This window comes from Pseudomonas sp. CLCA07 (assembly GCF_053615335.1).
The window spans coordinates 5567559-5587820 of the sequence record NZ_CM132131.1 but is presented as its reverse complement, the minus strand read 5'-3'; the positions used below and the strand labels follow the sequence as shown (position 1 = coordinate 5587820).

General features: G+C 60.3%; 23 protein-coding genes. 15 read left to right on the top strand and 8 right to left on the bottom strand.

The genetic code is table 11. From position 1 onward, the window contains the following. The first annotated feature begins 13 nt into the window (after positions 1-13). Positions 14-856, top strand: a complete 843-nt coding sequence (locus tag ACWGZX_RS25645; protein ID WP_452625974.1) for an NAD-dependent protein deacetylase — start codon at positions 14-16, stop codon at positions 854-856. A gap of 125 nt (positions 857-981) precedes the next feature. Here the strand turns inward: ACWGZX_RS25645 and ACWGZX_RS25640 are convergent, their stop codons facing one another. Further along, entirely contained in the window at positions 982-1884 is a 903-nt protein-coding gene (locus ACWGZX_RS25640; protein ID WP_452625973.1) for a LysR substrate-binding domain-containing protein, read from the bottom strand. 150 nt (positions 1885-2034) lie between these two features. Between ACWGZX_RS25640 and ACWGZX_RS25635 the strand changes: the two genes are divergently transcribed. Genes ACWGZX_RS25635 through ACWGZX_RS25625 form a run of 3 tightly spaced genes read left to right on the top strand, consistent with a single transcriptional unit; the run spans position 2035 to position 4628 of the window. After that, positions 2035-2733: a CoA transferase subunit A gene (locus ACWGZX_RS25635; protein ID WP_452625972.1), complete on the top strand. Its 699-nt coding sequence runs from the start codon at positions 2035-2037 to the stop codon at positions 2731-2733. 36 nt (positions 2734-2769) lie between these two features. Beyond that, complete coding sequence (locus tag ACWGZX_RS25630; protein ID WP_452625971.1) at positions 2770-3435, top strand: CoA transferase subunit B; 666 nt, start codon at positions 2770-2772, stop codon at positions 3433-3435. An 11-nt stretch (positions 3436-3446) separates the two neighbouring features. Next, positions 3447-4628, top strand: a complete 1182-nt coding sequence (locus ACWGZX_RS25625) for an acetyl-CoA C-acetyltransferase (RefSeq protein ID WP_150779975.1) — start codon at positions 3447-3449, stop codon at positions 4626-4628. A gap of 240 nt (positions 4629-4868) precedes the next feature. Here ACWGZX_RS25625 and ACWGZX_RS25620 read toward each other — a convergent pair whose 3' ends face one another. After that, the gene (locus tag ACWGZX_RS25620) at positions 4869-5471 is read right to left on the bottom strand and encodes an NADPH-dependent F420 reductase (RefSeq protein ID WP_452625970.1); all 603 of its coding nucleotides are present in this window, start codon (positions 5469-5471) and stop codon (positions 4869-4871) included. A gap of 112 nt (positions 5472-5583) precedes the next feature. On the opposite strand from ACWGZX_RS25620, the gene ACWGZX_RS25615 reads away from it, so the two are divergent. The 5 genes from ACWGZX_RS25615 (at position 5584) to ACWGZX_RS25595 (ending at position 9223) form a co-directional block, all read left to right on the top strand. Then, positions 5584-6477, top strand: coding sequence for a LysR substrate-binding domain-containing protein (locus tag ACWGZX_RS25615; protein ID WP_452629068.1), 894 nt, complete (start codon positions 5584-5586; stop codon positions 6475-6477). A 176-nt stretch (positions 6478-6653) separates the two neighbouring features. After that, the gene (locus ACWGZX_RS25610; RefSeq protein WP_223512937.1) at positions 6654-7445 is read left to right on the top strand and encodes a hypothetical protein; all 792 of its coding nucleotides are present in this window, start codon (positions 6654-6656) and stop codon (positions 7443-7445) included. Between the two features lie 84 nt (positions 7446-7529). After that, a complete protein-coding gene (locus ACWGZX_RS25605; RefSeq protein WP_452625968.1) occupies positions 7530-8201 on the top strand; it encodes a glutathione S-transferase family protein in 672 nt (223 codons plus the stop codon). Positions 8202-8244: 43 nt separating this feature from the next. After that, entirely contained in the window at positions 8245-8571 is a 327-nt protein-coding gene (locus tag ACWGZX_RS25600; protein WP_452625967.1) for a putative quinol monooxygenase, read from the top strand. Between the two features lie 79 nt (positions 8572-8650). Further along, positions 8651-9223: a hypothetical protein gene (locus ACWGZX_RS25595; RefSeq protein ID WP_452625966.1), complete on the top strand. Its 573-nt coding sequence runs from the start codon at positions 8651-8653 to the stop codon at positions 9221-9223. Positions 9224-9226: 3 nt separating this feature from the next. On the opposite strand, the gene ACWGZX_RS25590 is transcribed toward ACWGZX_RS25595, so the two are convergent. From ACWGZX_RS25590 to ACWGZX_RS25580, 3 genes are all read right to left on the bottom strand, one after another. After that, a complete protein-coding gene (locus ACWGZX_RS25590) occupies positions 9227-9943 on the bottom strand; it encodes an alpha/beta hydrolase (protein ID WP_452625965.1) in 717 nt (238 codons plus the stop codon). Positions 9944-10151: 208 nt separating this feature from the next. After that, positions 10152-11264 carry a succinylglutamate desuccinylase/aspartoacylase family protein gene (locus tag ACWGZX_RS25585; RefSeq protein WP_452625964.1) on the bottom strand — a complete coding sequence of 371 codons (1113 nt, stop codon included), beginning with the start codon at positions 11262-11264 and terminating at the stop codon, positions 10152-10154. Between the two features lie 265 nt (positions 11265-11529). After that, positions 11530-12309 carry an ABC transporter substrate-binding protein gene (locus ACWGZX_RS25580; RefSeq protein ID WP_452625963.1) on the bottom strand — a complete coding sequence of 260 codons (780 nt, stop codon included), beginning with the start codon at positions 12307-12309 and terminating at the stop codon, positions 11530-11532. A 245-nt stretch (positions 12310-12554) separates the two neighbouring features. Here ACWGZX_RS25580 and ACWGZX_RS25575 point away from each other — a divergent pair, with 245 nt between their 5' ends. Then, on the top strand, positions 12555-13199 hold the full coding sequence (locus ACWGZX_RS25575) for a type 1 glutamine amidotransferase (RefSeq protein WP_452625962.1): 645 nt from the start codon (positions 12555-12557) through the stop codon (positions 13197-13199). Between the two features lie 157 nt (positions 13200-13356). On the opposite strand, the gene ACWGZX_RS25570 is transcribed toward ACWGZX_RS25575, so the two are convergent. Further along, positions 13357-13791, bottom strand: a complete 435-nt coding sequence (locus ACWGZX_RS25570) for a rhodanese-like domain-containing protein (RefSeq protein ID WP_452625961.1) — start codon at positions 13789-13791, stop codon at positions 13357-13359. 101 nt (positions 13792-13892) lie between these two features. On the opposite strand from ACWGZX_RS25570, the gene ftrA reads away from it, so the two are divergent. Next, positions 13893-14867 (top strand): transcriptional regulator FtrA, encoded by a 975-nt coding sequence (gene ftrA / locus ACWGZX_RS25565; protein WP_452625960.1) that lies wholly within the window; start codon positions 13893-13895, stop codon positions 14865-14867. A gap of 136 nt (positions 14868-15003) precedes the next feature. On the opposite strand, the gene cobF is transcribed toward ftrA, so the two are convergent. Both cobF and ACWGZX_RS25555 read right to left on the bottom strand, forming a co-directional pair. Continuing rightward, positions 15004-15759, bottom strand: a complete 756-nt coding sequence (gene cobF, locus ACWGZX_RS25560) for a precorrin-6A synthase (deacetylating) (protein ID WP_452625959.1) — start codon at positions 15757-15759, stop codon at positions 15004-15006. Further along, complete coding sequence (locus tag ACWGZX_RS25555) at positions 15759-16331, bottom strand: histidine phosphatase family protein (protein ID WP_452625958.1); 573 nt, start codon at positions 16329-16331, stop codon at positions 15759-15761. Before ACWGZX_RS25555 ends, cobF begins: the two co-directional genes overlap by 1 nt. 341 nt (positions 16332-16672) lie before the next feature. On the opposite strand from ACWGZX_RS25555, the gene ACWGZX_RS25550 reads away from it, so the two are divergent. From ACWGZX_RS25550 to ACWGZX_RS25535, 4 genes are read left to right on the top strand one after another with little or no spacing between them, the layout of a single operon-like run. Continuing rightward, positions 16673-17527, top strand: coding sequence for a MurR/RpiR family transcriptional regulator (locus tag ACWGZX_RS25550; protein ID WP_452625957.1), 855 nt, complete (start codon positions 16673-16675; stop codon positions 17525-17527). A 2-nt stretch (positions 17528-17529) separates the two neighbouring features. Further along, the gene (locus ACWGZX_RS25545; RefSeq protein ID WP_452625956.1) at positions 17530-18174 is read left to right on the top strand and encodes an isochorismatase family cysteine hydrolase; all 645 of its coding nucleotides are present in this window, start codon (positions 17530-17532) and stop codon (positions 18172-18174) included. Further along, complete coding sequence (locus ACWGZX_RS25540; RefSeq protein ID WP_452625955.1) at positions 18171-19502, top strand: glutamine synthetase family protein; 1332 nt, start codon at positions 18171-18173, stop codon at positions 19500-19502. The genes ACWGZX_RS25545 and ACWGZX_RS25540 overlap by 4 nt, the downstream gene beginning before the upstream one ends. After that, on the top strand, positions 19486-20238 hold the full coding sequence (locus tag ACWGZX_RS25535; protein ID WP_452625954.1) for an N-formylglutamate amidohydrolase: 753 nt from the start codon (positions 19486-19488) through the stop codon (positions 20236-20238). Before ACWGZX_RS25540 ends, ACWGZX_RS25535 begins: the two co-directional genes overlap by 17 nt. Positions 20239-20262: the final 24 nt, after the last annotated feature.

The following is a 20262-nucleotide window of genomic DNA, read 5'->3' as shown; positions in this document are numbered from 1 at the left end:
CGGAGTGTTGAACATGCTCGACAGCCTCCTGCGCGAACAACTCGAGCAGCTTCGGCAACTCATGGCTGACCAGCCGTTTGTGGTGCTGACCGGGGCCGGCATCAGCACCTCGTCGGGCATTCCGGACTACCGCGACAACCAGGGCGTGCGACGTGGCCGACAACCGATGATGTACCAGGAATTTCTATCTACCCCGCAATCACGTCGACGCTACTGGGCACGGGCCATGCTCGGTTGGCCGCGCGTGCACCTGGCGCAACCGAACGTCGCGCACGAAGCGTTGGCCAGTTTGCAAAGCACCCGGCAGATCAGCGGTCTGATCACCCAGAACGTTGACACCCTGCACGATCAAGCCGGCAGTCACGATGTGATCGAACTGCATGGCAGCCTGCACCGGGTGCTGTGCCTGGATTGCGGGATACGCAGCGAACGGGATGCCATTCAGCGAATGATGGAAGCGCAGAATCCTTATCTGGCCGGGGTTGATGCGGTACAGGCGCCGGATGGCGATACTTTGCTGGATCCTGCATTTGAAGCGCGGTTTCAGGTGCCCCATTGCCCGCATTGCGCAGGCGAGCGGATGAAACCGGACGTAGTGTTTTTTGGCGAGAACGTGGCACTGGCGACGGCGGCCAAGGCGATGACAGCGGTAGAAAAGGCGGCGGGGTTGCTGGTGGTGGGGTCTTCGTTGATGGCGTATTCGGCGTTTCGGTTGTGCCGGGCGGTGGCGGATCAAGGGAAGCCATTGATTGCAATGAATCTGGGGAAGACCCGGGCGGATGACATTCTGGATTTCAAGATTGAAGGATCGTGCGAACAGCTTTTGCCCCTGCTGGTTCAGCGCCTAACCACATAACAACTGACGAAACCCAATCCCCTTGTGGGAGCGAGCCTGCTCGCGAAAGCGATATATCAGTCACTATCAATGTTGAATGTAAATCCGCTTCGCGAGCAGGCTCGCTCCCACAGGGGGGGCGGTGTTCACCTTGCAGACAGGCGCTGGCCAAGGTTTTCTTCCTTGAGGATATCGAACAACGCCTGCGCCGCCGCCGACAGTTCAACCCCAGGCTGGGTCAATACGCCGATGGCCCGTTCCACCACCGGATCACGCAGGGTAATGCACCGCGCGCCGAGCTCCTGCATCTGCCCGGCGCACAACGCGGGCACCGCGCTCACGCCCAAGCCGCTGGCGACCATGCGCCCCACCGTCGCCAACTGATGACTTTCAAATTCCACCGGCAATTTCATCCCCCGCGCCTGCAAATGTTCTTCCAGCATCACCCGCAACGTCGACGGTCGCTGCAAAGTGATGAACGGCTCCTTGAGCAACGTTTGCCAATCGATATCATTAAGCTCAGTCAACGGCGAATCCTTCGGCACGACGGCGACGAATCGGTCCATGTACAACGGCGTGAACGCCAACGACGAGCTCTGCGTCGGCTCGAACGCCACGCCCAGTTCCACCTGGCGGTCACGGACCATTTCCAGCACCTGCTCGTTGATCACGTCATTTACCGTGACGTTGACCTTGGGATAACGCGCGCGGAACGTCTTGAGGATCGGCGGCAGCAGGTTGCCGGCAAACGATGGCATGGCCGCCAGCGTCACGCGACCGCGCTGGAGGGTGAAGCGTTGACGCAGTTCGTCCTCGGCATTGTCCCAATCGGCGATCAACCGGCGCGCCAGCGGCACCAGCGATTCGCCCTCGGCGGTCAACGCCACGTTGCGCGTGTTGCGGGTAAACAACCGCCCGCCCAGGCCCTCCTCCAGCGCCTTGATCGTCAGGCTCAACGCCGATTGCGACAGGTGCAGGCGCTCGCAGGCCACGGCAAAACTCAGGCTTTGGGCCACGGCCAGGAATGCGCGGATCTGCTTGACTGTCATGGCCGGTGGCTCCAACGTAGTACGGGCGATTGATTAGTGAGTTTTATCTATCAATCAACCTTAAAAATCAACTTAACAAATGAATACAAGGGCGAGACACTTCGTCGCATACGGCTAGCCAGCCGACCACAAAGAATAAAAGAGGTGCATATGGCAGGTTTCGACAAGCGCGTGAGTTCCTACGAGGAAGCTCTGGCAGGTCTTGAAGACGGCATGACCGTGATCGCCGGCGGCTTCGGTCTGTGCGGGATCCCGGAAAACCTGATCAATGAGATCAAACGCAAAGGCACCCGCGACCTCACCGTGGTTTCCAACAACTGCGGCGTCGACGGTTTTGGCCTCGGTGTGCTGTTGGAAGACCGGCAGATCAGCAAGGTCGTGGCCTCCTACGTTGGCGAAAACAAGATGTTCGAAGAGCAGCTGATGACCGGCGCCATCGAAGTCGTCCTGACCCCCCAAGGCACCCTCGCCGAAAAAATGCGCGCAGGCGGTGCCGGCATTCCGGCGTTCTTCACTGCGACTGGCGTTGGCACCCCTGTCGCCGACGGCAAGGAAGTACGTGAATTCCATGGCCGCCAGTACCTGATGGAAGAATCCATCACCGGTGACTTCGCCATCGTCAAAGGCTGGAAAGCCGACCATTTCGGTAACGTCATCTATCGCCACACCGCCCAGAACTTCAACCCGCTGGCCGCCACCGCCGGCAAGATCACCGTGGTCGAAGTTGAAGAAATCGTCGAACCCGGCGAGCTGGACCCGGCACAGATCCACACCCCTGGCATCTACGTCGATCGGGTCATTTGCGGCACGTTTGAAAAGCGCATCGAACAGCGCACCGTGCGTAAGTGATCCCCAGCCCCCGGACCGAATGAAGGAATAACAACAATGGCACTTTCCCGCGAACAAATGGCTCAACGCGTCGCCCGCGAAATGCAGGACGGCTTCTACGTCAACCTGGGCATCGGTATCCCGACCCTGGTCGCCAACTACATCCCTGAAGGCATGGAAGTCATGCTGCAATCGGAAAACGGCCTGCTCGGCATGGGCGCGTTCCCGACCGACGCCGAAGTCGATGCCGACATGATCAACGCCGGCAAGCAAACCGTGACCGCACGTATCGGCGCCTCGATTTTCTCTTCCGCCGAATCCTTCGCGATGATTCGTGGCGGCCACATCGACCTGACCGTGCTCGGTGCGTTTGAAGTCGATGTCGAAGGCAACATCGCGTCCTGGATGGTCCCTGGCAAGCTGATCAAGGGCATGGGCGGCGCGATGGACCTGGTCGCTGGTGCGGAAAACATCATCGTCACCATGACCCACGCTTCCAAGGACGGCGAGTCGAAATTGCTCTCGCGTTGCAGCCTGCCGCTGACCGGTGCCGGTTGCATCAAGCGCGTACTGACTGACTTGGCTTACCTGGAAATCGAAAACGGCGCGTTCATTCTCAAAGAACGTGCGCCGGGCGTCAGCATCGAAGAAATCGTCGCAAAAACCGCTGGTAAACTGATCGTGCCTGATCACGTTCCAGAAATGCAGTTTGATGCTCAGTGAGGAATCCTTCCATGCAAGACGTCGTCATTGTCGCCGCCACCCGGACTGCCATTGGCAGTTTCCAGGGCTCTCTGGCAGGCGTTTCTGCGGTTGACCTCGGCGCTGCGGTGATTCGCCAGCTGCTGGCGCAAACCGGCCTGAATCCGGCTGAAGTCGATGAAGTGATCATGGGCCAGGTGTTGACCGCTGGCGCCGGGCAAAACCCTGCGCGCCAGTCCGCGATCAAGGCCGGCCTGCCGTTCACCGTGCCGGCCATGACCCTGAACAAGGTTTGCGGTTCGGGCCTCAAAGCCCTGCACCTGGCCACTCAGGCGATTCGCTGCGGCGATGCCGACGTGATCATTGCTGGCGGCCAGGAAAACATGAGCCTGTCCAACTACGTCATGCCGGGTGCCCGCACCGGTTTGCGCATGGGTAACGCGCCAATCGTCGACACCATGATCAGCGACGGTCTGTGGGATGCGTTCAACGATTACCACATGGGCATCACTGCCGAGAACCTGGTCGAGAAGTACAGCCTGACCCGCGAGCAACAGGACGCCTTCGCTGCCGCCTCCCAGCAAAAAGCCACGGCTGCCATCGAAGCCGGGCGTTTTGTCGATGAGATCACGCCGATCCTGATTCCTCAGCGCAAGGGCGATCCGCTGTCCTTCGCCACTGATGAACAGCCGCGCGCCGGTACCACCGCTGAAGCGCTGGGCAAGCTGAAACCGGCGTTCAAAAAGGACGGTTCGGTAACGGCGGGCAACGCTTCATCGCTGAACGACGGCGCCGCCGCCGTGATCCTGATGAGCGCCGACAAAGCCAAGGCCCTCGGCCTGCCGGTATTGGCAACCATCGCGGCTTACGCCAACGCAGGCGTTGACCCGGCGATCATGGGCATTGGCCCGGTGTCGGCCACACGTCGCTGCCTGAGCAAGGCCGGCTGGTCCATCGATCAACTGGACCTGATCGAAGCCAACGAAGCGTTCGCCGCGCAATCGCTGGCGGTGGCCAAGGACCTGGAATGGGACTTGAACAAGGTCAACGTCAATGGCGGCGCTATCGCGCTGGGTCACCCGATCGGTGCATCGGGCTGCCGCGTGCTGGTGACCTTGCTGCATGAAATGATCAAGCGCGACGCCAAAAAAGGCCTCGCCACCCTGTGCATCGGTGGTGGTCAAGGCGTGGCACTGGCAATCGAGCGGGCGTAAAGCGTTCATCAGACTGTGCGGGGACCCACGAAGATCCGCACAGCCTGGCAACACCCCCGGCGTGATTCACATCACGCCGGGTCCTATCGCATACCTTGTGTAGCAGCTGGCGAAGCCTGCGTTCGGCTGCGAAGCAGTCGTAAAATCAGGCAGTGCGGTGCATCAGGAAGTCCGTGTGCGCAGGTTTGGCGACTGCTGCGCAGCCGAACGCAGGCTTCGCCAGCTGCTACAGGTCGTGTGTCAGGCAAATTTCACCAGATTCAGAGTCGGCAACGGGCCACCCGGAAACTGCGTCAATCGCGCGCCAACACTCAACTCCCCCAGATCGATCCCGAAGAACCCCAACTGATCGATCAGCGCCGCCACTTGGGCTTTTGCCTGGGTGTCATCCCCCGAGAAAAACAGCGCTCTACGACCACCCTCCGCCGCCGGATCACCCTCAAGCAGACGCGCCTGAAGGTGATTGAAGGCTTTGACAACCCGCGCACCGGGCACCCATTCGGCGAACACTTCGCTGGACATCCGCCCGTTCAGATCAACCGCTTTGAACAGCGGTGCCTCAATCGAGTTATTCGCATCAATGACAATCCGACCGCCAAAATCTCCCAAACCGCCCAGCGCTTTCGGCAACTTCGACCAGTTCACCGCAACCAGCACAATCGGCTGTGCGGCCGCTTCTTCACGAGTGCCGGCGCGCGCCGTCGGCCCGAGTTCTTCTACCAGCGAAGCCAAGGTTTGTGGCCCGCGGCTGTTGGCGATAACCACTTCAATGCCTTGACGCGACAGGGCTCTGGCAAACGCAGCGCCGATTGCGCCCGCGCCGATAATTCCAATAGTGCTCATGATTATTCACTCCGAAGGGTTGTTGTAGGAGTGAATACTGCGCTTGCCATTAGTGCTTGATTAGCCGGTAATACCTTGAATGATTTTCAAGCTTTGCTATCAGGTAACCAACATGGAAACCCTCGCCAACCTCGAATCCTTTGTGCGAAGCGCCGAAACCGGGAGTTTTTCGGCGGCGGCGCGGTTGCTGGCGCTGACACCCGCCGCGGTCAGCCGTAACGTCGCGATGCTTGAACGAAACATCGGGGCGCGGCTGTTCCAGCGCTCGACCCGCAAGCTATCACTGACTGAAGCCGGTGAACGTTTTCTGGCGAGCATCGGCGGTAATCTGGAGGCGTTGCAGACGGCGATCAGCGCGGTGAGCAGCGACCGGGGCGAGCCCACCGGCGTGCTCAAAGTCAGCCTGGCGCCGACGTTTGGCATCGGCCATATCCTGCCGCTGCTGCCGGCATTCCTCGAGCGCTATCCGCTGATCCGGCCGGAATGGCACTTCGAAAACCGTCCCGTGAATTTGATTGCCGAAGGCTACGACGCAGCCATTGGCGGCGGCTTCGAACTGACGCCCGGCGTGGTATCACGAACGTTGGCCGCGGCGGATGTGGTGGCGGTGGCCTCCCCCGCCTATCTGGCCGGGCGAACGTTGCCCGAGCATCCGACGGACTTGTCCCGATTCAACGGCATCGTGATGCGCGGTAGCCGCACCGGGCGGGTTCGACAGTGGGTCATGCAGGATGGCGCGGGTCATCAAGCGCCGGCCAGTCTCAGCGAAAACATCGTGCTCAATGATCCGGCGGCCATGCGTGAAGCGGCGATACTCGGTCTGGGTGTGACGCTGCTGGTGTTGCCGGACGTGAGCGCCCACCTCCAGCGTGGCGAACTGGTGCGCTTGCTGCCCGACTGGCACGCGGATGCGGGGCCGATTTCGCTGTACTACCCGAGCCGGACACTGATGCCGGCCAAGACCCGGGTGTTTATTGATTTTGTGGTTGAGGCGTTTCAGCAATAGACCGCGTTATCGTTCATCGTCGGAACGCCGCCCGGACCAAGCCCGCGATGAGGCCAGTCGAGTCACCCCAAAAACTGCAGGACCAGCAGCCTTGTATACAAAACAAGACAATCTATAGAGCAATTCACCGCATGCAATGCTAACGTTGCCGCCTCACTCAGGTCGGAGACGCGTGCGTGCTGATGCTTAAACTGCTGGTGATTCCGGGGTTTCTATTGCTGATTTCCCTGGCGGGTAAACGCTGGGGCCCGAGCGTGGCAGGCTGGCTGTCCGGTTTGCCGGTGGTGGTCGGGCCGATTCTGTTCTTTCTCGCCATTGAGCAAGGCGAAGTGTTTGCTGCCCAATCGGCGACGGCAGCGTTGTCGGCAATGTTCGCGATGATTGCCTTCTGCGTGACCTACGCCCAAGTCGCTCAACGGGCGCGATGGCCTTGGGCGCTGATGATTTCACTGCTGGTCTGGGCCGCCGTGGCCTTGGTGCTTTCGCTGATCCCGGCTTCGCTGGTGTTCTCGGTGATCGCTGCGGCCAGCGCGCTGTTGGCGGCGCCATTTCTGTTCCCCAAGGTGCAGCCCATCGTTTCCGGCCCGGCACCGAAGTCCGACAAACTGCTGTTGCGCATGTTGGCGGGCGCCCTGCTCACCCTCGCTGTCACGCTGCTGGCCAGCACCGTCGGCGAACGCTGGAGCGGCCTGCTCGCGGTGTTCCCGGTATTGGGCAGCGTGATGGCGGTGTTCTCCCAGCAAACCCGAGGCCCGGCGTTTACTGCCGCGTTACTGCGAGCCACGGCGACCGGCATGTATTCGTTCGCGGCTTTTTGCCTGGTGTTGGCGCTGGCGTTGCCGCACTGGGGACTGAGCGCGTTTGCCCTCGGCGTAGTGGTGTCAGTGGCCATGCTCGGGGTCACCCGGCAACTGTTGGCACGACCGGTCAACGCTGTCGCAACACGTTCAATAAAATCGAACGAGTAAAGCAACAACCTCGTACGTCAATCGAACAGGTTTCCCTCAACATCAGCCTCAGTTCACAACCCACCACTGACTGAGGCCTACACCATGAAGTTCTTTTTCCACCCTTCGCCGAACCCGATGAAAGTTGCCCTGCTGCTTGAAGAGCTGCAAACGCCCTACGAATTGATCGGCGTCGACACCTTCAAGGGCGAGCAACATCTGCCAGCCTTCCTGGAGATCAACCCGAACGCCAAGGTTCCGGCCCTGGTCGACGGCGACGCCACGGTGTTCGATTCGCAGGCCATCCTGCTGCACCTGGCGCAAAAACATCAGCGCTTCCTGCCGACCACCGCTGCTGGCAATGCCGAATTGCTGTCGTGGTTGATGTTCATCGCCACCGGCCTGTCGCCGTTCTCAGGTCAAGCGGTGCATTTCCTGCACCACGCGCCGCAAGACCTGCCCTACGCAAAAAACCGCTACCTCAAAGAAGTCGAACGTCACTACCGCGTACTCGACCAGCGCCTGGCCGATCAGCAATACCTGGCTGGCGACACCTACAGCATCGCCGACATGGCGCTTTGGGGCTGGGCCAATTACGCGCCGTACATTCTCGGCGAGAACGGCCTGGCGGCGTACCCGAACGTCAAGCGCCTGTTCGATGAAATCAGCGCCCGCCCGGCAGCACAGCGTGCCCAGGGCCTGAAAGAAAAACTGGTGCTCAAGGCCGAGTTCGACGAAGAAACCCGTCGCAACCTGTTCCCGCAGAACCAGGCCTGACGTTCAAAATCCGGTTCCAACTCCAGCATTCGAAGGTGATGAAATGAGTGATCAAGTCGCGTTTATCGTTTACCTGCCGGCCAAACCCGAACGTTTCGCCGAAACCAAAGAACGGCTACTGGAGGTGGTGCACCAGATGTCCGCCGAGCCGGATTTCGTCAACACCTGGGTCCACCAGTTGCAGGACGATCCGAACACCCTGGTGCTGTACGAAACCTGGAACTGCAGCAAGGAAGACTTCATCGCGCGTCACCTGAGCAAACCGTATCGCCAGGCGTACGAAGAGCTGTTGCCGCAATTGCTGGCCGAGGATCGGCGGATCGAGTTTCTGGAGGTGATCAGCAGTTACCCGTCGCGCCGCGAGGTGTAAACCGCTGCCGCGCTGGAATGCTTTACAACGTCCATGGGATGATCGCCCTCAAAGCGCGATCATCCCTGGAGTTTTTTGCATGTCACTGTTGAGTAAAAAAGCCGTTGTCCTGTTGCTGACGACGGTTGCCAGTCTGGGCGCGTTGAATGCACAGGCCGCCACGGCCACTGATAGCAATACTTCGTCCACGCAGAAAGTCTCGATGCTGGACGGCAAGTTCACGTTCACCTTGCCTAAAGGCTTTACCGCTAACACGCTGCCAGCCAGCCCTGACGGCGCGAGCGGCACCATGTACACCAACGAAGCCACCAAGACCGTGGTGATCGCCGCTGAAAACAACCTCCCGAAAGACATCACCGTCAAAGACAACGACGGCGCGTTTCTCGATGGGACGGCCGCCGATTTTGAAGCTGCACAACGTGAGGCCCTGCCGGATTTCAATAAACTCAGCGAAAAAAGCCTGACGCAAAAAGCGACAGGGTTGGGGCTGCGTCAGGTTGACAGTACAGCCACACAAGGTGGCGGCATGACCCTCAACACCACGCTGATGGCGGTGTCCGGCTACCGCATGGCCGTGGTTCAGGTCATCTCCCGTCCTGGCGACATGGCCGCGCACGAAACGTTGATTAAACAGATCGTCACCGGCAAATAAACCTCAGGGGTTGAGGCGCTGCAGCCAGGCGTTCAAATCCTCGATTTCGGCCGCGCTGATGGAGTGGCCGAGTCCTTCGTAGCCATGAAACTCAGGCGTGAGTGACAGGCCCTGCAACAGAATGTTGGCGTCTGTACCGTCCTTGTACGGCAGGCGGTTGTCCTCTTTGCCATGGCCGATGAAAATTGCCAGTGTCTGGCGTTTTTCATCCGGCTTGAGCGCGGACTTGAGCACCGGCAGAACCCGCCCGCTCAACGCCGCAATCCCGCCGACCGCCTCGGGGTGACGCAACGCCACTTCGTAGGACATGATCGCGCCCTGGCTGAACCCTACCAGGATCACTTTTTCCGGCTGGGTGTGATATTTCTTCGCCGCTTGTGCGATGAAATCCAACAGCACCTGGCTACTGGTCTTCAAATCGTCGGTCTCGCCGTTATAAGCCCCCTCGCCCTTTTTGCGAAACCACTGGTAACTGCCCTGTTCCATGGTCATCGGCGCGCGCACCGACAGGTAGGTGTAGGGCGCGGGCAGATCATCCTTGATGCCGAACAGGTCCTGTTCGTTACTGCCGTAACCGTGGAGGAAAATTACCAGCGGATGGTTTTGTGATTCAGTGTTGGCTTGTTCCAGGTATTTGAGTGGCAGATCGGTTTGCAGCGGGGATTGAGCGTGGACAGTGGCGGATGCCAGCAGCGTCAGCAGGGCGAGAAATTTCAACATGAGCCTTCCTTCACAGGAAACAGGATTCGGGGGTGAGCCTAGCACTGTGAGGATTGATATATCAGGTGTTGCTGATGGCCCCTTCGCGGGCAAGTCGGATCGCCGCACCGCCAGCTCCTACAGGAGAATGCATTCCCCTGTAGGAGCCGGCGGTGCGGCGATCCGACTTGCCCGCGATGAGGCCCTGTGAAGCACCAGAGATTTTGGATTAATCGTTGATCAACTTCCCAACCCTAATCGGCTCGCGCCCCGCCACTTTCGCCTGCCACGTCCCCGGTTGCGTATACCGCCCGCGATCAATCGCAAACAACACACCACTGGTCCCGGCGCGCACCGTGGTCACCCGGTCATTCAGCGGATCAACCACCTCAAACAGCGCATCGCCCCGCTCCACCCATTCACCGGCATCGCGCAGGAAACTGACCACGCCATGATGCGGCGCGAACAGGTACTCGGTGCCCTCGAATGGCATGCCTTCACAGCACTCACTCGGTGCCGCCGGCCAGGTACCTTTGATGAAGCCCTGCTCGGCCAGGAAACCGAGGATGGCCTCACAATTGGCCTGAGCCTGATCAACCCGCGTGTCGCCCATACTGCCCAGTTCCAGGGTCGTCGCCAGGTTGGCCGGGGGAATGGCGGCTTCAGGAAATGCCCGCGCCAGACGCAACCACGGCGAAGAGCACGACTCGTCGAACGAACTGCCGCCGGAATCTTCGCACAGCAACGCCACACCGGCCTTCAACCGTGCCGCCAGCGATTGCCACTGCGGCCAGTGCTGCGGCAACGCATAGATATGAATCGCCGCATCGAAATCGCAATGCAGGTCGAGAGTGATGTCGGCATCGCACGCATGGCGCAACAGCAAGCGGTGCATGGCTTCAAGTTGCGAGGTTGGTGCCGGCAGACCCTCGAGCACCTGGCCCATGGTCTGGCGGATCAGGGCGATGTTGGCCTGCGCATCGTCGCCCAATCGGTCGCCGATCAACGCGGCCACCGGTGCGCCGAGCTCTACAAACGAGCGGTTGAAATTCTTGCCGCTGCCCAATTCAAAGCGGCCCATGTGGCTGCCTTTCAGGTGCTGATCGAGGCCGATCGGGTTGGCCACCGGCACCAGTTCGATCACGCCCTGCAATTGGCCCTGGGTTTCGAGTTCGGACAGGCGCTTTTTGAGTTCCCATGCCGTGCGCATGCCTGGCAGTTCATCCGCATGCAGGCTGGCCTGGATGTAAACCTTGCGCGTGCCAGCGCCGTAGCGAAACACACTGAGGGTACGTTCGGTGCCCAGGTGGCTCCAGGGCAGTGAATGGTCGATGCGTTGCATGGTGAACTCCTGATGCCTGAACGGTGAAAATCACCCTGTAGGAGCGAGCCTTTGTGGCGAGGGGGCTTGCCCCCGTCGGGGTAGCTAAGCGGCCCCAGCATTTCAGCGACAAACCGCGGTAGTTGGGTTTACGACTGCTTAGCAGCCGAACGGGGGCAAGCCCCCTCGCCACAAAGGCTCACTCCTACAGGGTTCTCTGTTGAAAGAGAATGCACAAAAAAAATGGCAACCGCGTCAACGGTTGCCATTTTTTTGAACGGCGTGATTACTCGCCGTAAACGTCAAAGTCGAAGTACTTGTCTTGCACTTGCTTGTACTTGCCGTTGGCGCGGATTTCGGTGATGGCTTTGTTGAATTGCTCAGCCAGAGCGGTATCGCCCTTGCGCACTGCAATGCCGGCGCCGCCGCCGAAGTACTTGGCGTCTTCGTAGGTCGGGCCAACGAATTCGAAGCCTTTGCCGGCGTCGGTTTTCAGGAAACCGTCGCTGAGGTTGACCGAGTCAGCCAGCATGGCATCGAGGCGACCGGCAACCATGTCGAGATTGGCTTCCTGCTGCGAGCCGTAACGCACCAGATCGATCCCGGCGGGCACCAGCACTTCGGTGGCGTAACGGTCGTGGGTGCTGGCGCGCAGCACGCCGACCTTCTTGCCTTTGAGCTGGGTCAGCGGGTCGGTGACGTTGGAGCCTGTCTTCATCACGAAGCGCGCCGGGGTGTGGTAGTACTTGATGGTGAAATCGACGTTCTTTTTACGGTCGTCGGTGATGGTCATGGACGACAGGATCGCGTCGATTTTCTTCACTTTCAGTGCCGGGATCAGGCCGTCGAACTCTTGCTCGACCCACGTACACTTGACTTTCATCTGCGCGCACAACGCATCGCCGATGTCTACGTCGAAACCGGTAAGTTTGCCTTCAGGGGTTTTCATCGAAAATGGCGGGTAACCGGCTTCGATGCCGATGCGGATCGGCTTGGCGTCTTCGGCCACAGCGGTCAGGGACAACATCGACAGTGCCAGGGCACCGAACATCACTAGCTTTTTCATTTATAACTCCTGTGTGCGGAGGCTTTTATTGGCAGCTTACGATTGGCTTTCGGTCGGTGAAAACCGAAGTGGCCGGCAGTCTAGAGTGGCTGCTGGCGGGCAAATTGTGTTGAAGCGACAAATACTTATAGAAAAGTGGCTGGTGTAATAGAGTCCCTTGCAACGTGCGCCACGGCGGTGCGAAGACTGTAGGACAAGCCCTTTTTTCAGACAAAACCTACAAGCAAAAACGACAGAGAATCCTGATGCCAACACTGAATCTGATCCAGCACCACCCCGCCGAAGGGCCTGGTGCGATTGCTGACTGGGCCACGTCCCGAGGCCTGACGCTGAACGTCTTTCGCGCCGACCTCGGTCAATTGCCACCCGTGAGCGCGGCGCCGGTGATTGTGTTGGGTGGGCCTTATGAATCCAACGCCGGGCCACAGTGGCTGGAGGCGGAACGGCAGTGGCTGGCGGGGAGCCTTGATCAGGGCGCTGCGGTGTTTGCGATTTGCCTGGGGGCACAATTACTGGCGTTGAGTCTGGGCGGCAAGGTGCGGCGGATGGCGCGCATGGAAACCGGCTGGACCGAGGTGACGTTCGGTGATGGGCAACGGTTGAATGTATTGGAATGGCACGAAGACGCAATCGACCTGCCGCCTCAAGCCCAGTTGCTGGCCAGCAGTGATCAATGCGAACAGCAGATGTATCGCGTAGGGCCGACGCGGGTGGGGTTGCAGTTCCATCCGGAGTGGAATGCCGAGTCTGTGGCGATGCTCAATCAGCACTTTGGTGAGGAATCGCCGCTGCCTCGGGGTGAACAGGACAGCGCCGCTTACACCGCCGTTTATGACTGGTTGCAGGCGACGCTGGATGGGTGGTGGACGGAGGCCACAGCCATCCGCTGAACATCAGGATGGATGGGCCTTTGTGGCGAGGGGGCTTGCCCCCGTTGGAGTGCGAAGCACTCCCAAAATCCCCGACAATTACCGAGATTTTGGGGGTTGCTGTGCAACCCAACGGGGGCAAGCCCCCTCGCCACAGGTGTTCTGTGTTGCTTGAATGTCAGCATTCGCAGCCAATGACGGCGCTCGCTGGACGCTGCACTGCCGTACTCAACTCAAACCCTTCATCCAGCCACCCCATCACCCCGCCGATCATTTCCTTGACCGGGTAACCCAGCGCTGCAAGTTTCACGGAGGCCTTGTTGGCGCCGTTGCAATGCGGGCCCGCGCAATACACCACGAACAAGCTGCTTTTCGGGTAAGCCGCCAGGCTTTCAGCGGTCAGCAATCGTCCCGGAATGTTGATCGCGCCCGGCACATGGCCACGCTCGAACACCAACGGACCACGAACGTCCACCAACACAAAATCCACCTCGCCGGCCTGTTGACTGCCGTGGACGTCGGAACAGTCGGTTTCGAAGGTCAGACGGTTGCTGAAATGCATCAGGGCGATGGCCGAAGGGGCGGCGGGAATTTCGCGAACCAGGCTGGTCATGGGCTGTACTCCAAAGTGCGGGTGGGTGTGAGAAGACTTTATCCACCCGATACTTGCCGCTACAGTGGCGCATAAGACACTCACCGGGAATTTTCCGCCAAATGCAGCCCACCCCTGGATTGGTCGCGATTCTGGCCTACGACGGCCTCTGTACTTTCGAGTTCGGCATCGCCGTGGAGATCTTCGGACTGGCGCGGCCAGAGTTCGACTTCCCGTGGTACGAACAGCGGATTGTCGCCGTGGATCAGGGCCCGATGCGCGCCATGGGCGGGATTCAGGTGCTGGCCGATGGCGGCATGGAACTGCTCGAAGACGCCCGGACCATCATCATTCCTGGGTGGCGCGACCGCCACGCGCCGGTGCCCGAGCACTTGCTCGACGCCCTGCGAAAGGCCCATGCGCGGGGCGCACGATTGCTGTCGATCTGCTCCGGCGTGTTTGTGTTGGCGGCGACCGGTTTGCTGGACGGACACGGCGCCACGACCCACTGGCGCTATACCACTGAATTGGCCGAACGCTTTCCGAACATTCTGGTGGACCCGCAGGTGTTGTATGTCGATTCCGGTCAACTGATCACCTCGGCCGGTAGCGCGGCGGGTATCGATGCGTGCCTGCATTTGGTGGCACGGGATTTCGGCACACAAGTGGCAAACTCGGTGGCGCGACGGCTGGTGATGTCACCGCAACGCACCGGCGGCCAGGCGCAGTTTATTCCCACACCGGTCAGCCCGACGCCGCGTAGCGATGTATCACGCGTCATGCAATGGGCGCGGGAGCGCTTGCACGAACCGCTGGAGGTTCGGGAATTGGCGAGTGAGGCGGCAATGAGTGAACGGACGTTTCTGCGCAGGTTTACAGAAGCTACCGGGATGCCGCCCAAAGCGTGGTTGCAGCATGAGCGACTGGCCCGGGCCCGGGAGTTGCTGGAGAGCACCAGCGACAACACGGATCAAATCGCCGAGCGCTGCGGGTATCGATCCGTGGAGAGTTTTCGCGTGGCGTTTCGAGGGGTGGTGGGGGTGCCGCCGTCGGTGTATCGGGAGCGGTTTGGGCGTGGGGGCAAGGCTGCTTTTTGAGGTGTTTTTGAGGGCCCATTCGCGAGCAGGCTCGCTCCCACATTGGATCTCCTGTGGGACATTGAATGTGCGGTGCCACACAATCCCTGTGGGAGCGAGCCTGCTCGCGAAGGCGTCAGCCCAGACACCGCTTATTTCAAGGCTTACGCAGCAGGTAGGTATCCATAATCCACCCATTCGCCAATCGAGCCGCCTTGCGCACCCGCTCAATCTCATCCGCCACATCCTTGAGCTTGCCGCTGATCAGGATTTCATCCGGCGTGCCCAAATAAGCCCCCCAGTAAATCTCGGTCTCCTGATCCGCCACCTGATGGTAGGCATCCTGCGCATCCAGCATCACCACCACACTGTCGGCATCACTCACCTGCCCCGCCGCCAGCCGTCGCCCGGTGGTGATTTCAATTGAGCGACCGATGCGATTGAGTGGCACCTTATGTTGCGCCGCCAATGCCTGGACGCTGGTAATGCCGGGAATCACCTCAAACTCAAACACGCAGCGGCCCGAGGCCAGGATCGCCTGCAAAATCCGGATCGTGCTGTCGTACAGCGACGGATCGCCCCACACCAGGAAACCGGCGCACTGGTCGTCAGTCATTTGCTCGTTGATCAGTCGCTCGAAGGTCAACTGCTTGGCAAGGTTGAGGTCTTCGACACTGATCGTGTAGTCCACCTCACCGCGTTCACGCTCGGGGCTGTGGGCTTCGACGAAACGGTAGTCGCGATCGGTGATGTAGCGCTCGCAGATCTCGCGCCGCAGATCAATCAACGAGTCTTTGCTCTGGCCCTTGTCCATCAGGAAAAACACGTCGACGAGGTTCAGCGCCTTCACGGCCTGCATTGTGATGTAGTCGGGGTTGCCGGCGCCGATGCCGATGACCAGCAGCTTTCTCATCACTGCCCTCCTTGGGCATCAGTGCCGAGCAATCGCAGACGCCAGCGCCCGGTGAACCGCAATTCGATGGCCGACAACGGTTCAACGTCGATCTGGTTGAACGCCGCGCCCTGCAACACTTGGGTCAGTGCGGCGCGTATGACAAACGGATGGGTGATCGCAACAATGTGCCCCGGTGTCGCCTCAAGGGTTTTCAGCCACTGCGCCACGCGTAGCCCCAATTGCGCCACCGACTCACCGCCATGCGGCGCCGAGGTCGGGTCATCGAGCCAGGTCTGGAGCGCCTCGGCTTGCGATATTTGCAAGTCATCAATGGATACGCCATGCCACTGTCCGAAGTCGCAATCGCTCAACGCCGCCACGACTTCAACCTCATCGCCAAACAAAGCAGCCGTTTGCCGGGTGCGCAACTCCGGTCCACAGAGTAAACGCGGTGTCCGTTTAAACGCATGACGACGCGAACCCCGCGCCGATTTCCAATCCATTTCCAACGGTTCATTTGTAGGAAAACGCGCCAATTTCTGTGCGACGGTTCGCGCATGACAGATCAGAGTCAAACGGGTTGCTTGCACGGATGATCACCCTGTCGATGAAACAAAAGACGGCAACACGCCGCAAATAGTTGCCCAATTGTGCCGCAAGAAGCCCGGTTCAGGGCGTTTCGTTTTAATCGGCAAGCACGGGTTACCAGTTCAGTGAGTCGATGAAATTCGGCAATGTCCGACACGGTTATAGGCAATGTCCTACAAGCCCTATCCACTTCCGTGTAGCCCTTGTAACACGCAGGTTTCGCCCCGTTTTGGGGCTCGAAGAAATCACGAAAAAATTCACTAGACTTGTAGAGTCCGCTACACAAATACTGTTTTAGCAATTTATGAAATGAAACCGACACACCCATCCAGCAGGAGCCCGGATGCCCACCCTTAGAGACCTGATTACCGACGCTGGCCTGGAATTGACGCCGGCGGAACGCAAAGTCATACGTGCCTTGCTGGACCAGTACCCACGTAACGGACTCGGTCCGATGTCACGTTTGGCCGAACACGCCGGTGTCAGCGATCCCACCATTGTGCGGCTGGTGAAGAAACTCGGATTCAGCGGTTATGCCGATTTCCAGGATGCCCTGCTCAGCGACATGGACCACCGCTTGCGGTCCCCCAGTGCCCAGTTGCAACCGCGCTCCCATCTGCAAAAAAGCGATGCCTGGAGCCACTATCTGGAGGACAGCCATCGGGCACTGGTGGATACCCATGCGCTGACCCAACCCGAAGACATCCGGATCCTCGTCGAGTGGCTGCTCGACACCCGCCATCAGGTGCATTGCTTTGGCGGGCGCTTCAGCAGTTTCCTCGCCCACTATTTGCTCAACCACCTGCGCCTGCTGCGACCCGGCTGTTTTGCCCTGGACGACAACGCACAACTGCCGGACCGAGTGTTCGACGTGCAGCGTCAGGACGTGGTGCTGGTGTTCGACTATCGCCGCTACCAGTCGCGAACCTTGCGGTTGACCAGCGCCGTCAAGAGCCGATACGCCCGGGTGGTGTTGTTCACTGACATCTATGCTTCACCGCTGCGGGAGATGGCGGACCTGATCATCAGTGCGCCGGTGGAATCGGTGTCGGCCTTCGACACTATGGTGCCCGCGCTGGCCCAGGTGGAAGCGTTGATTGCCTGCCTGACTTTGCGCAGCCCTGATCTCGCCGATCGCCTGGAAGGCATCGACACCCTGCGCGGCGAATTTGACACTCACCTGCTGGAGGATAAATAAGGATGTTTACGCTCTCCCATCGCTCACCCCGGGACCTGCCGTTTACCGCCAACCACACCGCGTTGTTGCTGGTGGACATGCAGCGCGCCTGGCTCGAGCCGCAGTTCGACCCGCACCTCAACGGGCCCGACGCCGAATACTTCCTGACCCGTGCCCACATGCAGGTAGTGCCCAATCAACGTCGGCTGCTGAGTGCCTTTCGCAGCGCCGGGCAAAACGTGCTGCACACGATCATCGAAAGCCTCACCGCCGATGGTCGCGACCGCTCGCTGGACCACAAACTCTCGGGCATGCACGTGCCCAAGGGCAGCCCGCCAGCGCGAATCATCGAAGACCTGACACCCTCAGAGAACGAAATCGTCTTGCCCAAGACCTCCTCCGGGACGTTCAACTCCACCAACATCGACTACGTGCTGCGCAACCTCGAGACCCGGCATCTGGTCATCGCCGGCATCGTCACCGATCAATGCGTAGACATGGCGGTGCGTGACGCCGCCGACCGCGGTTACCTGGTGACGCTGGTGGAGGATGCCTGCGCGACCTACACGCCGGAACGCCATCACGCCTGCCTGAATGCGATCAAAGGCTACTGCTGGATCACCGACACCCAGACCGTCCTCGACCGGTTGCAGGAGATGCAGGCATGAGCGAACGCCTCTCACCGCTGCCCATGACCACCCTCGTCACCACCGACCTGATCGGCGTGACGCGCGGTCGTTCGTTTCCCACGGACGAACTCGAACACTACCTGGCAGCGGGCTGCGGCTGGGTCCCGGCCAACAGCGCATTGACGCCCCAAGACATCATCGCCTCCACCAACCCGTGGGGCGCTTATGGTGATTTACGGCTGATCCCTGACGTAAGCAGCCGGGTGACGGTCAGCAATGGCCCGGATGACACCGCCCCGGTGCTGGATTTCATTCACGGTGACCTGTGCGAAACCGATGGCCGCCCATGGGGCGCTTGTCCGCGCACCCTGTTGCGCAATGAAGTCGAGCGTTATCGCGCCGAACTGGGCTTGCAAGTCAACGCCGCGTTTGAACACGAGTTCAACCTGAACAGCGGCGCGACAGAACACCTCGCGTTCTCCCTTGAGGCCCAGCGCCAGGGCGCCGAATTCGGCGGCTGGTTGCTCAGTGCCCTGCGTGCCGGTGGCGTCGAACCCGAGATGTTCCTGCCCGAATACGGTAAACACCAATACGAAATCACCTGTCGCCCGGCCCTCGGTGTGGCCGCAGCGGATCGCGCGGTGAACGTGCGCGAAATCACCCGCGAGATCGCCCGGCAGATGAACCTGGACGTGAGCTTCGCGCCCAAGACCTCCGAGCACGCGGTGTGCAATGGGGTGCACCTGCATGTCAGCCTGCTGGACCTGGCCGCTCAGCCGGTGATGTACGACCCCGGCACCACCAACGGCCTGTCGACCCTCGGCCAACACTGGGCCGCCGGCATCTTGCATTACTTGCCTGCACTGTGTGCGTTGACGGCGCCGACGCCGGTGTCCTACAAACGATTGCAGCCTCATCACTGGAGTGCGTCCTACGCCTGCCTTGGCCAGCGCAACCGTGAAGCGGCGCTGCGGATCTGCCCGACCGTGAACCTTGGCGGCAAATCGGTGGCGGCGCAGTACAACGTGGAGTTTCGCGCCCTGGACGCCACGGCCTCGCCACACCTGGCAATGGCGGCGCTGCTGATCGCCGGAAGACTGGGCATCGAGCAGCGCCTGGCCTTGAACGCGATCACCGATGAAGTCCCCGACGCCCTCAACGAAGAGCAACGCCAGGCCCGCGGCATCGTCGCCCTGCCCGCGTCCCTTGCCCAGGCGCTGGACTGCCTGCGCCATAGCGTGGCGCTGATCGAAGCCTTGCCGAGTGCATTACTGGACACCTACTTGGCCCTTAAATCCGAGGAGTTGACGCTGACGGAACAGCTGTCGCCCGCCGAACTCTGTGAGCACTATGCACGCCTGTACTGAATCTTATGAACTCGGGCTTTTCACCGAGCCGGCCTTCACTTTGAGCCGCGAAACCAGCGAGCATCCGCTGATTCTGGTGTGCGAACACGCCAGCCGCTTTATCCCGGCCGCACTTAATGGACTGGGCCTTGACCACGCAGCGGCCCGCGAGCATATCGCCTGGGATATCGGCGCCCTGGCGCTGGCGCAGGGTTTGTCCAATGCGCTGGGTGCGACGTTGCTGGCGGCCAATTACTCGCGGTTGCTGATTGACCTCAACCGCCCGCTGCACGCCCCGGACAGTATTGCGACCCAGAGTGAGATTTATCCGATTCCGGGCAACCAGGTGCTGGACGAGGCCACTCGCGAGTACCGCCGGCGATGCCTGTTCACACCGTTTCATTCGCAGCTGCAAACCTTGATCGACGAACGTCTCGCACAAGGCCGGCCGGTGCGGGTGGTCGGCATTCACAGTTTCACCCCGGTTTACCACGGCCAACCCCGAGCGCTGGAAGCCGGTGTGCTGGTTGGCGAAGCCAAGGATTATGCCCAACGATTGATCGATGGCCTGAGCCAGCACCCGTTGAAGGTCGCCGTCAATGCACCGTACAAGATCAACCCGCTGGGCGACATGACCGTCCCCGTGCACGGCGACGCGCGCGGGTTGGAGGCGGTGCTGATCGAGGTGCGCAACGACCTGTTGCGCACGCCTGAAAACGTCAGTCGCTGGACCGACTACCTGGCACCACTGTTGTAAACCGGTTGCTTCAAACTCGCAGCC

Coding starts and splice junctions, on each gene's coding strand:
- ACWGZX_RS25595 (WP_452625966.1), top strand. CDS start 8,651: ATGTCACTGTTGAGTAAAAAAGCCGTTGTCCTGTTGCTGACGACGGTT.
- ACWGZX_RS25550 (WP_452625957.1), top strand. CDS start 16,673: ATGCCCACCCTTAGAGACCTGATTACCGACGCTGGCCTGGAATTGACG.
- ACWGZX_RS25585 (WP_452625964.1), bottom strand. CDS start 11,264: ATGCAACGCATCGACCATTCACTGCCCTGGAGCCACCTGGGCACCGAA.
- ACWGZX_RS25615 (WP_452629068.1), top strand. CDS start 5,584: ATGGAAACCCTCGCCAACCTCGAATCCTTTGTGCGAAGCGCCGAAACC.
- ACWGZX_RS25535 (WP_452625954.1), top strand. CDS start 19,486: ATGCACGCCTGTACTGAATCTTATGAACTCGGGCTTTTCACCGAGCCG.
- ACWGZX_RS25645 (WP_452625974.1), top strand. CDS start 14: ATGCTCGACAGCCTCCTGCGCGAACAACTCGAGCAGCTTCGGCAACTC.
- ACWGZX_RS25605 (WP_452625968.1), top strand. CDS start 7,530: ATGAAGTTCTTTTTCCACCCTTCGCCGAACCCGATGAAAGTTGCCCTG.
- ACWGZX_RS25625 (WP_150779975.1), top strand. CDS start 3,447: ATGCAAGACGTCGTCATTGTCGCCGCCACCCGGACTGCCATTGGCAGT.
- ACWGZX_RS25580 (WP_452625963.1), bottom strand. CDS start 12,309: ATGAAAAAGCTAGTGATGTTCGGTGCCCTGGCACTGTCGATGTTGTCC.
- ftrA (WP_452625960.1), top strand. CDS start 13,893: ATGCAGCCCACCCCTGGATTGGTCGCGATTCTGGCCTACGACGGCCTC.
- ACWGZX_RS25630 (WP_452625971.1), top strand. CDS start 2,770: ATGGCACTTTCCCGCGAACAAATGGCTCAACGCGTCGCCCGCGAAATG.
- ACWGZX_RS25570 (WP_452625961.1), bottom strand. CDS start 13,791: ATGACCAGCCTGGTTCGCGAAATTCCCGCCGCCCCTTCGGCCATCGCC.
- ACWGZX_RS25640 (WP_452625973.1), bottom strand. CDS start 1,884: ATGACAGTCAAGCAGATCCGCGCATTCCTGGCCGTGGCCCAAAGCCTG.
- ACWGZX_RS25600 (WP_452625967.1), top strand. CDS start 8,245: ATGAGTGATCAAGTCGCGTTTATCGTTTACCTGCCGGCCAAACCCGAA.
- ACWGZX_RS25540 (WP_452625955.1), top strand. CDS start 18,171: ATGAGCGAACGCCTCTCACCGCTGCCCATGACCACCCTCGTCACCACC.
- ACWGZX_RS25545 (WP_452625956.1), top strand. CDS start 17,530: ATGTTTACGCTCTCCCATCGCTCACCCCGGGACCTGCCGTTTACCGCC.
- ACWGZX_RS25620 (WP_452625970.1), bottom strand. CDS start 5,471: ATGAGCACTATTGGAATTATCGGCGCGGGCGCAATCGGCGCTGCGTTT.
- ACWGZX_RS25575 (WP_452625962.1), top strand. CDS start 12,555: ATGCCAACACTGAATCTGATCCAGCACCACCCCGCCGAAGGGCCTGGT.
- ACWGZX_RS25635 (WP_452625972.1), top strand. CDS start 2,035: ATGGCAGGTTTCGACAAGCGCGTGAGTTCCTACGAGGAAGCTCTGGCA.
- cobF (WP_452625959.1), bottom strand. CDS start 15,759: ATGAGAAAGCTGCTGGTCATCGGCATCGGCGCCGGCAACCCCGACTAC.
- ACWGZX_RS25590 (WP_452625965.1), bottom strand. CDS start 9,943: ATGTTGAAATTTCTCGCCCTGCTGACGCTGCTGGCATCCGCCACTGTC.